This is a genomic window from Brevibacterium spongiae (genome assembly GCF_026168515.1).
In the GTDB taxonomy this organism is placed as follows: domain Bacteria; phylum Actinomycetota; class Actinomycetes; order Actinomycetales; family Brevibacteriaceae; genus Brevibacterium; species Brevibacterium spongiae.
Window position 1 is genome coordinate 3,095,304 of the sequence record NZ_CP093443.1, and the last position, 13,939, is coordinate 3,109,242.

Annotated in this window: 11 protein-coding genes; 3 read left to right on the forward strand and 8 right to left on the reverse strand. The window is 64.0% G+C overall.

Features of this window, described 5'->3' with window-relative positions; translation table 11 throughout:
• Nucleotides 1-318 precede the first annotated feature (318 nt).
• The 8 genes from L1F31_RS13950 to L1F31_RS13985 form a co-directional block, all read right to left on the reverse strand.
• The gene (locus L1F31_RS13950) at nt 319-1,533 is read right to left on the reverse strand and encodes a resuscitation-promoting factor (protein ID WP_265417876.1); all 1,215 of its coding nucleotides are present in this window, start codon (nt 1,531-1,533) and stop codon (nt 319-321) included.
• Nucleotides 1,534-1,889: 356 nt separating this feature from the next.
• Nucleotides 1,890-2,861: a TatD family hydrolase gene (locus L1F31_RS13955; RefSeq protein ID WP_265417877.1), complete on the reverse strand. Its 972-nt coding sequence runs from the start codon at nt 2,859-2,861 to the stop codon at nt 1,890-1,892.
• Nucleotides 2,861-4,576 carry a methionine--tRNA ligase gene (metG, locus tag L1F31_RS13960; protein ID WP_265417878.1) on the reverse strand — a complete coding sequence of 572 codons (1,716 nt, stop codon included), beginning with the start codon at nt 4,574-4,576 and terminating at the stop codon, nt 2,861-2,863. Before metG ends, L1F31_RS13955 begins: the two co-directional genes overlap by 1 nt.
• A gap of 456 nt (nt 4,577-5,032) precedes the next feature.
• Complete coding sequence (locus tag L1F31_RS13965; RefSeq protein ID WP_265417879.1) at nt 5,033-6,109, reverse strand: hypothetical protein; 1,077 nt, start codon at nt 6,107-6,109, stop codon at nt 5,033-5,035.
• Nucleotides 6,110-6,404: 295 nt separating this feature from the next.
• The gene (gene rsmI / locus L1F31_RS13970; RefSeq protein ID WP_429860929.1) at nt 6,405-7,334 is read right to left on the reverse strand and encodes a 16S rRNA (cytidine(1402)-2'-O)-methyltransferase; all 930 of its coding nucleotides are present in this window, start codon (nt 7,332-7,334) and stop codon (nt 6,405-6,407) included.
• Complete coding sequence (locus L1F31_RS13975) at nt 7,331-7,765, reverse strand: DUF4190 domain-containing protein (protein WP_265417880.1); 435 nt, start codon at nt 7,763-7,765, stop codon at nt 7,331-7,333. The genes rsmI and L1F31_RS13975 overlap by 4 nt, the downstream gene beginning before the upstream one ends.
• Nucleotides 7,766-7,903: 138 nt before the next feature.
• Nucleotides 7,904-8,350 carry a DUF4190 domain-containing protein gene (locus L1F31_RS13980; protein WP_265417881.1) on the reverse strand — a complete coding sequence of 149 codons (447 nt, stop codon included), beginning with the start codon at nt 8,348-8,350 and terminating at the stop codon, nt 7,904-7,906.
• Between the two features lie 366 nt (nt 8,351-8,716).
• Nucleotides 8,717-9,430 carry a DUF4190 domain-containing protein gene (locus tag L1F31_RS13985; protein WP_265417882.1) on the reverse strand — a complete coding sequence of 238 codons (714 nt, stop codon included), beginning with the start codon at nt 9,428-9,430 and terminating at the stop codon, nt 8,717-8,719.
• A 264-nt stretch (nt 9,431-9,694) separates the two neighbouring features.
• Between L1F31_RS13985 and L1F31_RS13990 the strand changes: the two genes are divergently transcribed.
• The 3 genes from L1F31_RS13990 (at nt 9,695) to L1F31_RS14000 (ending at nt 13,921) form a co-directional block, all read left to right on the forward strand.
• Nucleotides 9,695-11,443, forward strand: coding sequence for a dolichyl-phosphate-mannose--protein mannosyltransferase (locus L1F31_RS13990; protein ID WP_265417883.1), 1,749 nt, complete (start codon nt 9,695-9,697; stop codon nt 11,441-11,443).
• A gap of 310 nt (nt 11,444-11,753) precedes the next feature.
• Nucleotides 11,754-13,037, forward strand: a complete 1,284-nt coding sequence (locus L1F31_RS13995; RefSeq protein ID WP_265420448.1) for an acylneuraminate cytidylyltransferase — start codon at nt 11,754-11,756, stop codon at nt 13,035-13,037.
• The gene (locus L1F31_RS14000) at nt 13,034-13,921 is read left to right on the forward strand and encodes an N-acetylneuraminate synthase family protein (RefSeq protein WP_265417884.1); all 888 of its coding nucleotides are present in this window, start codon (nt 13,034-13,036) and stop codon (nt 13,919-13,921) included. The genes L1F31_RS13995 and L1F31_RS14000 overlap by 4 nt, the downstream gene beginning before the upstream one ends.
• Nucleotides 13,922-13,939 lie beyond the last annotated feature (18 nt).

The following is a 13,939-nucleotide window of genomic DNA, read 5'->3' on the forward strand; positions in this document are numbered from 1 at the left end:
TGCTAATTCTGACTCTAGAACGGCTTTAGCACTCGGTCAACTTGAGTGCCAACAATTCGTCATGCTCTGGGCGAAAGTTCAGATTGGGGCCCTGGCCGGCTCCGTCGGAGGCGAAGCCGGCCACCTGCGGAGGCGAGTTGCGGACGCTGCGTGCGGGATTCAAGGCCCGATTCCAACACGAAGTGTCCGGAACTCCATGACTCGGCTGCCAAAAAGCGTGGGCCCCGAGGATTTCTCCTCGGGGCCCACGCTCCTTGCTGACCGCCTCAGCTCAGTTGTCGATATCTGTTGTCAACGGCGGCCAGAGTTCACTGCAGATCAGGCGCAGGCCCACTGTCCCCAGCCGGCTTCGGCCTGGAGCTTCTTGGCGCGCTCGAACTGTTCCTGCGGGCTGGCATCGATCGGGTTGCCGCTGCCGCCCATGGCCTGCCAGGTGGCGAGCTTGAACTGGAACAGTCCGAAGTGGGCGTTATTCGACTTGTTCACTGCGCGCGGGTTGAACTCCGACTCGCACTTGGCGACCTGGTACCACTTGGAACCGGGTCCGCCGAGCATGGCCTTGATCTCCTCGGTGCTCATGGAGCCGCCGCTCGAACCGGAGTCGCCGCCGCCGGTGCTCGAATCACCGGAGTCGCCCGAATCGCCGGAGTCACCCGAATCGGAGCCGCCGGTGTCAGCCGGTTCTTCCTTCTTCTTGGTGCCCTGAACGACGACCTTGGCCTTGGGTTCGGAGAGGACCTTCTCGTCCTTCTTCTCCTTCTTGACCTCTTCGCCGTTGATGGTCTTGACCTTGTAGGTGACCTGCTTCTCGCCGTCCTTGCCCTCGGACTCGACCTTGGTCTCGCCCTCGTAGAGGGAATCGGACTTCTTGGTCTCGACCTTGGCCTTGATGGCCTGCTTGTCCTTGACGGTGTCATTCTTCACGCGGTTGACGGTGAGAACCTGGCCGTCGGAGACCTCAGCGGACATCGGCACGGACAGGAAGTCGTCTTTGTCGAGCTTGACGCCCGTATCCTTGAGCGCTTCCTTCGCAGTGCCCACAGCGGCCGAGACCTTGTGGTCCTTGCCATCGGCAACGACCGTGAGGTCCTTCGCCGTGGTCACATTGATGTCGTTGCCGTCTTCCTTCAGCCGCTGCTTGGCATCGGCGTTGAGGTCGGCGCCCTTGGCGTCGACTCCGAGATCGGCGAGTGCCTGACCGACAGTGTTGGCGTTGGTCCACTCGTTCGACTCTTTACCGTCGACGGAGAGCGAGACCTTCTTCGCGGTGTTGACGGTGATCGTCATGTCCCGGTCGACCTTCGTGCCGACGCCGGGCTTGACCTTGTCACGCTTATCGATATCGATGTCGTGGCTGTCGAGGATGTCACCGACGGTACCGCCGAAGGTGCGAATCTCCTCGGCCTGGCCGTTGACATCCAAGGTCACTGGCTTGTTCATGGAGACGACCGCGCCCGTGCCACCCACGAGTCCGGTAATGACGACTGCCTGTGCGGCAATCTGAACCTTGCGGTTCTTCAGAAAATCAATCACAAAAATATCCCTGAGCAGAGTTTATCGACCTGTTCACTGTAACCGATTCGTTACACCGCTGGCAAAATATCACGGAAATGTAACGTTGTGAGTTTCCTGAGGGCGTGTCTGACCTGGAATTCCCCGTGTTTTCGGGGCCGAATCCACCGTGATATTTCCTCGCCGAGGCGGCCCTGCCATCCGTTATCCCGCTCACAATCCGCGGCCTTCGCTCCGCCCGCCGGTCCGTCGCCGGTGCCGTTTCGAGCCCGCCGGCCCGTCGCTGGTTCAGGTTCGGCCCCGGTCACTGTGAGTCACGTGCCGCCCCTCGGTCCGACTCGGGCCGGCAGGTCACCTCAATCCCAGCTGTCGGTGCCTCAGTCCCAGCTGCCGAGTGCCCTCTCGGCGTTGCTCCACACGGCCGAGCACAGGTCCTCTTCGCTCATCCCCCGCACTTCAGCGAGCTTCCGGGCCGTGATCGCCGTCAGATACGGACCGCCGGGTTTGCCGCGGTGAGGGTGAGGAGTGAGGAAGGGAGCGTCGGTCTCGGTGAGCAGCAGATCCAGCGGGGCGGTCGCCGCGGCTCGGCGCAGCTCCTCGGCGTTCTTGAACGTGAGGTTGCCGGCGAAGGACATGAAGTAGCCCGCCTCGGCGCATTCGCGCGCCATTGCTTCGTCACCGGAGAAGCAGTGGAAGATCGTGACCTCGGGGGCGCCTTCCTCCTTGAGGATGCGCAGCACGTCGGCATGAGCTTCGCGGTCATGGATCTGCAGGGCCCGGCCGGTGCGTTTGGCGATCTCGATATGGGCACGGAAGGAACGCTGCTGTTCGGCGATGCCGTCTTCTTCCGTCCGGAAGTAGTCGAGGCCGGTCTCGCCCACCACACGCATCCGGTCGTGGGAGGACACGAGCGATTCGATCTCGGTCAGAGCGTCGTCGAGCAGACTGCGTTCGGCCAGCCGCGGCGCTTCGTTCGGGTGGAGTGCCGCTCCCCCGAGCATCCAGCTCCGACCACCCGAGGGAGGAGCGGGCACGGTTCGGTGGTCGGCCGCCTCGGCGGTGGTGCCGGAGTACTGGGAGGCGACGAGCGCGGTCGTCCACCTCGCTGCCGGGAGGTCGCAGCCGATCTGGACGATGCGACGGACCTCCGCCTCGGCGGCGGTGTCGTGGAAGAAATCCAGCGACGGGAACTCCTCCTCGGCGTCGGGCGTCACCTCGGGTTCAGGTTCACCGGACCCCAAAGGCAGCCGCACACCCGTGCAGATGTCGAGGTGGGTGTGGGTATCAACGACGGGATGAGTCAGCGGTTCGGGCACCGGTGGATAGGTTCCGGCGGCGCGCGAGGCCATTATTCGGTTTCCTCCACGTACTTCGGGAACACGGGTTCGGGCTTCGGCAGCGGGGTGCCCGGCTCGAGCGGGAACTCCACGGCGGCGAAGGAACGGGGATCGACGTCGGCGGCGGCCAGACCGCCGGTGGCCGCCTCGGCGACGTTCGGTGCCAGAGCCGCGGACGCATAGGCAGCGCCGGCCGCGACGCCGATGCTGGCATTCGCACTCACGGATCCCATCGCCTCGGCGCCGGATCCGGTTTCGGTGGCGGTCGGCAGGATCTTCGCGCCGGCCTCACCGTCTCCTGCGGGCACTCCGAGGAGGTCGAGGATCTTGCCGGCGGATTCGGGCATGACCGGCTGGATGAGGATCGAGATGATGCGCACGACCTCGATCGTCACCCACAGCACGGTGGCCATGCGGTCGGGATCGGTCTTCTTCAGCTTCCACGGCTCCTGCGCGGAGAAGTACCGGTTGGCCTCGGACAGAACCTTCCAGCAGGCCTCAACGTAGAGGTGCAGGGCCTGGGTGTCGACGTGGCGTCGGGCGGTGTCGGGAACGGCCCGGGCGAGCGCGAGGAGGGCTTCGTCCGCCTCGGTGAGGGTGCCTGGCTGCGGGACCTGGGCGTCACAGTTCTTCGCAATCATCGACAGCGAGCGCTGGGCGAGGTTGCCGTACTCGTTGGCGAGGTCGGAGTTCTTCCGGGTGATGATCGAATCCTTCGTGTACGAGCCGTCATGGCCGTAGGAGAACTCGCGGAAGAGGAAGAAGCGCAGGGTGTCCAGGCCGAAGGCATCGACGAGGTCGATGGGGTCGACGACGTTGCCGACGGACTTCGACATCTTCTCGCCGGAGTTGAAGAGGAAGCCGTGGGCGTGGACCCGCTTGGGCAGTTCGATGCCGGCGCTCATGAGGAACGCGGGCCAGTAGACCGAGTGGAAGCGGATGATGTCCTTGCCGATGATGTGGACGTCGGCGGGCCACCACTTGGTCAGGCGCTCCTGGTCGTCGGGGTAGCCGGCGGCGGTGAGGTAGTTCGTCAGGGCGTCGATCCACACGTACATCACGTGCTTCTCGTTGCCTGGAACCGGCACGCCCCAGTCGAAGGTGGTGCGGGAGACGGAGAGGTCCTTGAGGCCGGAGGCGACGAACGAGGCGATCTCGTTGCGGCGGGAATCGGGGCCGATGAACTCGGGATGTGCCTTGTACAGCTCGAGCAGCTTGTCCTGGTACTTCGAGAGACGGAAGAAGTAGGACTCCTCTTCGGTCCAGGTCACCTCGGTACGGGTTTCCTTGGACAGGCGCACACCGTCGACGACTTCGGTCTCGTCTTCGGTGTAGAAGGCCTCGTCGCGCACGGAGTACCAGCCGGCGTAGGTGTCGAGGTAGATGTCGCCGGCCTCTTCGAGCTTGCGCCAGATGGCCTTCGACGCCTCGTAGTGGTCTTCGTCTGTGGTGCGGATGAACCGGTCGAAGGTCGAACCGAGGGCGAGCTGGGTATCGCGGAAGTTCTTCGCGTTGTCGTCGGCGAGCTCCTTGGGGGTGATGCCGAGCTTGTTGGCCGCCTGCAGCATCTTCAGCCCGTGCTCATCGGTGCCGGTTGCGAAGAAGACCTCGTGATTGTCCAGTCGCTTGAACCGGGCGATCGTGTCGGCCGCAATGTACTCGTAGGCGTGCCCGATGTGAATGGCCCCGTTGGGGTAGGCAATCGCTGTCGTCAAGTAGTAACCCATAGGGAACTCAGTCTAAAGGACGCGGCATGGCGGGCGTGCATGGGTCCGCAGGCGGTGGTGCGGGTGCGGGGGCAGGTGGTGTGCATGGGTCCGCAGGCGGTGGTGGCCGTGCGGCGTGGTGTGCATGGGCCCGCAGGCGGTGGTGCGGGTACGGTGGGTGGCGGTGTTACCCGAGGCCTGAGTTGCCTGCGGCGTTCGGCTCACCCTGCTCGCCACGGCGCACTCTGTTCCAAAAAGCACCCATTACTCTAGGCACTCCCCCACAAGTAGCCCACTCCCCTCCGAAAAGCTCACAGAAGAACGTGTGCCTTTCAGAAGTACTTGGCCACTCAGCAAAGTCGCCACCCGCCCGTTCACCCCGCATTCAGTGCGACACCATCGCCGGTGCGCCACTGTTGCCAATTCGACGTCGGCCCTGACACAACTTCAGCAGATCCTGACACAGCATCAGCGAAATCAGAGAGTCGGTGCGCACTGGAATGGGATCAGCTGCGGTGCCTGGTCGAAGAGCTTCATCCCGAAGAACTTCAGGTTGAACAGGTCGCTGAACTTCAGGTGGACGATGCGAAAGCCCATGTTGAGCAGCTCATTCTGCTGGCGGCCCTCCTTCACACGCGTGTCCGCACCCGCATCGGCATACTTCTGGTCACCGTCGAAGGCAAGAATCGTGTTCGTCGGCCGATGCAGGAAGTCCAGCCTCGCCACGAAGTCACCGTTTGCCCCGACGTTGTATTGCTGGGTGAAGTCGTGCAGCCCCAATTGGTGGAGGGCGAACGACGTCCGACTCTCCGCATAGCTCTCCGACAGTGGGCTGATGATCGACAGGATCGCCGAAGCACGTTTCCTGCCCCGAGCGAGACGCTGGACTGCCGGACCGTAGTCTCGTTCCACAATCTCTCTCCCGACCTTGCGCATCCGAGGCGGATCAGTCATACCGATCTTCGGTTTCCCGGTCTCTCGTTCCACCTGCGCTCGAAGCCCGCTCTCCAGCGCTGCCATTCCGTCGGCAGGACCCAAAGCGGCAATCAGATCAAGCCCCGTGCGCTCAGGTCTGACACAGTCAAGGCCGTACACGGTGCACAGATCGTCGGAATCGCACCTGCGTCTGCGCCGATCGATCTCAGTGCTGCGCGAGCTGACGGTCGGGTGCACCACTGAGATCCGCTTCATTGGCTGTCGGTACAGCGACATCTCATGAAGCAATGCGGCGGACACTCCGCTGACGACATCGTCGGTTCGGTAGTAGCGATAGTGCACAATTCGCAGTCGGGCAAGATGCTCCTGATACTTGGGGTTCTGCTCTCGGCTCTTCGAAGTCGCACGGAAGTACTCAGTCCAATCCGTGTCCGAGATCAGGACTGCAGCCGACGTGTGGGCCGGCTTCTGGCAAGCCCGCACAATCGAATAGATGCCACGCGCCAACCTCAGCATGCAGCAATCGACCACACCTGCAATCGCATCATTGGTCATTCCGACGGACCGAAGAGTCCGGTGATCGACGACGTTGTACTTCTCCAGATACTCAAGGCTCATGTCTCGAGGGTGTGTGGACGCGCCGCAGTTGTCACGGCCCAGTTTCGCCCTTGTGCATGGACCTCGGCTATCCACAGGCCAGGTACGCGCGAGTCGACTGCCGTGTGCACACAAGTCACCTCCGACATGACACGCTCCGCACCTCGGCAATCGCGTAGACGCGCCCAATGAGGAGCACCTTTTTCTGGATGTCTCACGTTCTTCTGTGAGCCTTCCGGAGTCGAGTGTGCTCTTTCCGTCAACAGCTCGGAGCATGGAAGTGGCCTCACGCATCGCCCGCAGTGAGACTCCCGCCTCAGTCGCGGTGGAGCCAGGCCTCGTAGACTTCGCGCTTCGAGAGGCCGAACTTCTTCGCCACCTGTCCGGCTGCGTCCTTCGCCCGCACACCGGAGTCGACCAGGGCACCGAGCTCCTCGAGGTGGTCTTCCGGAGCCGTCTCGACCTCGGTGGCCCCGGCCAGCACAAGGGTCAGTTCCCCGCGAAGTCCTTCCGAGGCGAGCTCGCGCAGCGAACCGACTGTCCCCCGCAGAGTCTCCTCGTAGGTCTTCGTCAGTTCGCGGCTGATGCTCATGGGCCGGTCAACGCCGATGACCTCGGCGAAGTCCTCCATCGCATCGGCGATCCGGTGGGGGCTTTCGAAGAAGACCATCGTCCGCTTCTCTGCCTTGAGCTCTTCGAGCAGAGTCTTGCGCTGGCCGGATTTGCGCGGCAGGAACCCTTCGAAGCTGAACCGGTCGCTCGGCAGCCCGGACACCGCGAGGGCCATGAGCACAGCGGACGGTCCCGGTGTCGACGTGATCGCAAGCCCCGCCTCGGCGCAGGCCTTGACCACGCGGTATCCGGGGTCGGAGACGGCGGGCATCCCCGCGTCGGAGAGCAGGACAACGGTCTGACCTGAAGCGATGAGCTCGACGAGCTCGGGAGCCCGATGGCCCTCGTTGTGGTCGAATACGCTGATGACCCGATTGGTGTGGGTGAGGTTCAGTCGCTGTGCGAGGGAGAGGAACCGGCGAGTGTCCTCGGCTGCGATGACATCGGCAGTTTCGATGGCCTGTCGCATCCGCGGGCTCGCGTCACCGAGGTTGCCGATCGGAGTCCCGACCAGGATGAGCCGCCCACCGGTGAGGTCCGAACTCTGACCCGCTGGGTCGATGCCGTCATTGTCCGCGGCGGGACCTTCGTTCGAGGGGTTTTGAAGGTCAGGAATGGTGGAATCCTCGGTCACGAGGCGCCGGATTCAGCGGCGAATAGCAGCGCGAACATCCCGAGATAGAACAGGGCGAAGAACACCCAGAAGAGGATCCACAGGGCAGTGCCGATGTAGCCGACCCAGAGGGCGGCGACCGCCATGCCGTCGCCGCGCTCGCCGCGTTCCCTGATCTGCTTGCGGGCGATATGGCCCATGATGATGCCGGCGATACCACCGATGAAGAACGACGAGACGAACCCGAAGATCGAAGCGCACATGCCGATGATGGCCAGCACGTTCGTCGGCGGCAGCTGCTGATAGACATAGCTCGGGCCGCCGGCGTACTGCTGGTTGGCACCGTATGCGGGGTTCTGGCTATAGGACTGCGCACTGTACGCGCCTGCACCGTTCGACTGGGGCTGCTGATAGTACATGTCCGGATTGTTCCAGTTGTTCTGGCTGCTCATGGTGAAGTCTCCTTGTGTCTGCCATCAACGGTACAGAGTCGTCGATTCGGGCAAAAGGTGGGGCGGTTACAGGTCTGTCACAGTTGTGGGGCTTTTGTCGCAATCCGGCCGGTGGGGAAGCCCCAAGCCCCCCAGGCCTCAGCTGACGGCTCCGCTTTCGGCAGCGATGCCGAGCCCGATCGCCAGCGCGATGATCCCGAAGTACGCCAGCCAGAAGACGATCCAGAAGATCACGCTCACGTAGCTCAGCCACAGACCGGCCACCGCCATCCCGTTGCCGCGTTCACCGCGCTTCTTGATCTGCGAGCGCGCGATGTGGCCGAAGATGATGCCGACGATCCCGAGGAAGAACATCGACGTGGTGAACGAGATGAGACCGAGCACCAGCGAAACGATGGCAGCGGAGTTCGTCGGCGCAATCTGCTGGTACACGACGACCGGTGCCGCGTTGCCGTAGGTGACAGGTGCGTGCACAGGAACCGGCGCAGGGGCGAGAACGGGAGCCGGGGCTGACATGGGTGCAGGAGCCGGGGCACGGTTCGAGCCGAAGCCGGTGTTCCTGATGGGCAGTACGCGAGTGTTCATGTCAGCTGCTCTCCGTGGTCTGTGGCGTGTGGTTGAGGAACCGTGCTGCGTGGTTCTCGATGCGTGGTTCTCGATGTCCGTTGACAACGCTATCGGGGCCCGGGGCGGTCAAGCTGCGATTCGTGTTGCAGTCCTGCACCACCGGTGACAAGGCGGAGTCGACCGTCGTTGAGGGAACGGTGCAGACAGCCCATCCCCGAGGCGGACGCGCAGACCGTCCATGTCCGAGGAAGCGGTGCAAGTTCGCCCACCCCGAGGCGGCCCCAGACAGAAATCGCCACGCACGGTTGTCGTGCGTGGCGAGTCCTAGTTCAGACGGAGAGCTCCGAATTCAGGCGGAGATGCTCCGTATCAGGAGATACCGCTTCAGTAGCTGCCCAGCATCGCCATGAACCCGAGTCCGAAGAGCCCGATCATGATGACGAGGCCGATCAGACCGAGAGCGATACTGGCGTAGCCCATGATGAGGCCCGCGATGCCCTGCCCGCGGCCGTCTTCACCGGTTCGCTTGATCTGGCCGAGGCCGATATGGCCGAAGATGACGGCGAGCACCGGTGCGATCCACAGGAACATCGCGATGATGCTGAAGATGATGCCGATGACCGGAATCATCGACAGCAGACCGCAGACGAATCCACCGCCGATTCCGGTGATGCCCATCCACATCGACCACACTGCCATCTTGTTGGGCACGGGACGAACCACCAGCGGCTGCGCACCGTAGGTCATCGGCTGGCTGTACGCACCGGGTTGACTGTAGCCGCCGTACGCGCCGGGCTGACTGTAGGAGCCGTACGATCCCTGCTGGCCATAGGCATCGGGCTGGCTGTAGCTGTCCGCCTGGCCGTACGAACCGTAGGAACCCGACTGGCTGTATCCGCCCTGACCATACTGCTGACCCTGCGAGTACTGACCCGGGCTGCCCTGCGAATACTGACCAGCACCGGACTGACCCGAGCCATATTGACCCTGGCCGTACTGCCCGGAACCATTCTGCGGCTGCGAGCCATAGTTGTTGTTGAACTGCTGCGAGCCGACCTGAGGCGGATCGCTCGGACGGTAATGGGGATTGTTCGACACGTTCAGCACCGCTTCTACTCAGACACACTTCGTTCTCTACTACCCTAGTGGTGCGCTCCGCAGAATGCCCAACGTCCCAGCGCAGCGCCCCGACGTTCCCCACCGCACCTGTGCCGAACGTGTGAAAGCGATCCCCGCCGCTCCCCTGCCAGACGTGTGAAAGCGTTCCCCACCATTCCGCTGTGGGTCGCATGAGCACGATCCCCGCTCTTCCCTGCGGGTCGCATGAGAGCCCGGTGGTCTGCGCTCTCTAAACTGGAAGCGATGACACATACCGCAGACTCTCCGGCCCCGACCAGGCGCATCGCTCGCGAGCGCCTGGCGAGGAAACGCGAAAAGGTCCGCGCCGGAGCCGCGGCCATGCGGCGGGAGACCTTCCACGCCGGCATGTGGGCCACCCGCGCCCCCGTGTGGATGTGGCCGGCGCTGCTCGTCATCACCGGCATCGGCGCAGCTCTGCGCCTGTTCCGCCTTGATTTCCCACACCGCCTGATCTTCGACGAGACCTATTACGTCAAGGACGGCTACTCGGTGTTCAACTTCGGCTACGAACGCTCCTGGCCGGAGAAAGCCGACGACCATTTCAACGCCGGCGACCCTAGCGTCATCGAACCCGACCCCGAATACGTCGTCCACCCGCCGCTAGGGAAATGGATCATCGGGTGGGGCATCGACCTCTTCGGCGCCGATGACTCCTTCGGCTGGCGCTTCTCGGTCGCAATCGTCGGCACCCTGACGATCTTCCTCATCGGCGTCATCGCGTGGAAGCTCTTCCGCTCGGCGTTCTTCGCCTGCGTCGCCGCCGGACTCCTCGCCGTCGACGGCGAGCACTTCGTCCACTCCCGCACGAGCCTGCTCGACATCGTGCTCATGGCCTTCATCCTCCTCGCCTTCTTCTTCATCGTCCTCGACCGCGAGCACGTCACGAAGCGCCTGGCCGCCTGGACCCAACGCACCGATAGGGAACGACGGCACGACCGGAAGACGCGGGACGAGATCAATTTCGGGCCCCGCCTCGGCGTGCGCCCCTGGATCATCGCCGCGGGGATCAGCATCGGTCTGGCGATGGGTGTCAAATGGTCGGGCCTCTACGCGGCGGCCGCGTTCGGGATCCTCCTCGTGCTCTGGGACGTTCATTCGCGGCACAGGGCCGGGGTCGTGCACCCGTGGTTGGGAATGCTCATCCGCGACAGCATTCCGTCGTTCCTCAAGCTCGTGCCGGTCGCGCTCGTCACCTATCTGGCGTGCTGGACAGGCTGGATCCGATCGACCGATGCATGGGATCGCCAGTGGGCGGCTGAGAACTTCGGCTGGTGGCAGTCGCTGCCGGAGTGGCTGCAATGGCTGCCGTCGTTGGCGCACTATCACTACACGGCGTATTCGTTCCACGTCGGACTCGACTCCGAGCACCCGTACATGTCGAACCCGTGGGGTTGGATCGTGCAGTGGCGGCCGACGTCGTTCTACTACGAGTCCTATAACCACGGCTCGATGGGATGCATGGCAGAGAAGTGTTCGTCGGCGATCACCTCGGTGGGCAACCCCGTCCTCTGGGGCCTGGCACCATTTGCCGTGCTCATCTGCCTGGTCGTATGGATCATCCGCCGAGACATCCGACCGGCCATCATCCTCGCCGGACTCGCCGCAACCTGGCTGCCGTGGTTCGCCTACCAGGAGCGGACGATCTTCACCTTCTACACGATCGTCATGGTGCCCTTCGTCGTGCTCGCCGTGACCTACTGCCTCACCCTGTTGTGGGGGCACACGACTGGGAACCGAGGCGCAGAGGGATCCTCGGGCGCAGCCGTGAGTGGCGGTGTGGCCGTCAATGGCGGCGCAGCGAAGGCGCGATTCGTTCGCGTCTCCGCGACGCTGTTCGCCCGCCGGTTCACCGTCGGCATCATCCTCGCAGCGGCGGTCCTCGCCTTCGCCTACTTCTGGCCGGTCTACACCGGAGAGGTCATCCCGTTCTCGGCCTGGAACAACCGCATGTGGAACATCACCTGGCGCTGACGGCCGTTCCATTCCGAGCACCCATTCACACATTTCGTCCGCGTGCCGAGCACATTTCGTGCGCCCCGTCCCCGCGCACTTTCTGACCAGCGGCCTTGATCCGTCACAGCTTCGCCATCGAAGGGTCGCCTCGGGGACACTGCGTGTTCACCTGGAGGCAACACTGCGTCGTTAGCGTCGAATCATTGTGAATGACCTTTCGACGACCCCTGCACCCAACGCATCCGAGCACCGCCCGGCTGCGAGCACCACCACGGCCGCGCGTCCAGCGGCAGAAAGCACCACTTCCCGCCCGCACCGCGCTGTCGCCATCATCCCGGCACGCGGCGGATCCAAGGGCATCCCGCTGAAGAACCTGCAGAAGGTCGCGGGAGTCTCGCTGCTGGCCCGCGCCATCTACGCCGCCCAGGCCAGCCCGAGCATCGACCGCGTCGTCGTCTCGACCGATCACGACGGCATCGCCGCCGAAGCCCAGCGCGCCGGCGCCGAGGTGGCCCACCGTCCCGCCGAGATCGCCGGTGACACCGCAACGAGCGAATCCGCACTCATCCACACCCTGTCGACCCTCGACGAGGACTTCGACATCACGGTGTTCATGCAGTGCACCTCCCCCTTCATCGACTCCGCCTCGATCGAGAACGCGGTCCGCACGGTTCGCGGTGATGAGGCCGACGTCGTCTTCTCCGCCGTCGAAGACCACTCCTTCCTGTGGCGCCTCGACGATGACACCCAGGCCGTGGCCGTCGGACATGAGGCGAGCTTCCGTCCCCGCCGTCAGGACCGGGCCAAGCACTTCAACGAGACCGGTGCCTTCTACGTCATGCGCACCTCCGGACTCATCGAGAACGAACACCGCTTCTTCGGCCGCATCGGCATCGAGGAGGTCCCGCCCGAGCACGCTCGCGAGATCGACGACATGTCCGATCTCACCCTCGTCCGCGCCATCGCCTCCACGCAGGAGACCGCGCAGGTCGTCGACGTCGACGCTCTCGTCACCGACTTCGATGGAGTCCACACCGACGACGGTGCCTACGTCGACGAGAACGGAAATGAACAGGTCCGCGTCCACCGCGGCGACGGCATGGGCATCTCCCGCCTCGTGAAGGCCGGCGTTCCGGTGATGATCCTGTCGAAGGAACGCAACCCGGTCGTGACCCGTCGTGCGGAGAAGCTGCGTGTCGACGTCGCCCAGGGCATCGACAACAAAGCCCACATCCTCAGCGATTGGATCGAGACCAACGGACTCGACCCGGCTCGCGTGGCCTACGTCGGCAACGACATCAACGATCTCGAAGCCTTCGATGTCGTCGGCTGGCCCATCGCCGTCGCCGACGCCCACCCCAAGGTGCTCGCCGCCGCCCGTGTGGTCCTCGACCGCGAGGGAGGCAAGGGCGCCGTCCGTGAGGTCTGCGACCTCATCCCCGTCCCCGCCGAGGCGTCCGGTTCCCTTCCGGGACCCACCCTCACCTCGTTGCGGACCGCCACCGGACACCCATCCACCTTCGCTGACAGACAACCGTCCACCCAGCAGCAACAGCCGTTGCTCACCAATCACGCCGCCTCGGCGCGTGCCAACCGAAAGCAGGTTTCATGACTGATCAACTCGCCCCCGTGGCCATCGGAGAACACCTCGTCGGCCCGAACCAGCCCGTGTACATGATCGGTGAGATCGGCATCAACCACAACGGAGACGTCGACATCGCCAAGCAGCTCATGGACGTCGCCGTCACCGCCGGCGCCCAGGCTGTGAAGTTCCAGAAGCGCAACCCCGAGGTGGCCGTCCCCGAACACCAGAAGTCGAAGATGCGCTCGACCCCGTGGGGCGAGATGACCTACATCGACTACAAGCACCGCGTCGAGTTCGGCATCGACGAATACACCGAGATCGACCGCTACGCGAAGGAAGTCGGACTCCAGTGGTTCGCCTCCCCGTGGGACACCGACTCAGTCGACTTCCTCGAGAACGAGTTCGACGCCCTGACCTACAAGGTCGCTTCGGCCTCGCTGACGGACTTCGAGCTGCTGCGCGCGATCGCCGCCACCGGCGAGCCCGTCCTCTGCTCCTCGGGCATGTCCGATTGGGAGACCCTCGACCGGGCCGTCGAGGTCTTCGACCGTGACAAGCTCGTGCTCATGCACGCCACCTCGACCTACCCGCTGCCGCCCGAAGAGGTCAACCTCAAGGCGATTCCGGCCATGCGCGAACGCTACGGAGTCCCTGTCGGCTACTCCGGTCACGAGCTCGGCCTCGAGATCTCCTTCGCCGCCGCCGCTCTGGGTGCTGTGACCATCGAACGCCACATCACCCTCGACTCCTCGATGTGGGGATCCGACCAGTCCGCGTCGATGGAACCGCGCGAGTTCGCCTCCCTCGTCAAGGGCATCCGCGTCCTCGAAACCGCCTTCGGCGACGGGCAGAAGCGCGTCATGCCGGGCGAGGAATCGAAGATCGACTCGCTGCGCAAGGTCACAGCCTGAACCATCGGGAGAGCCACC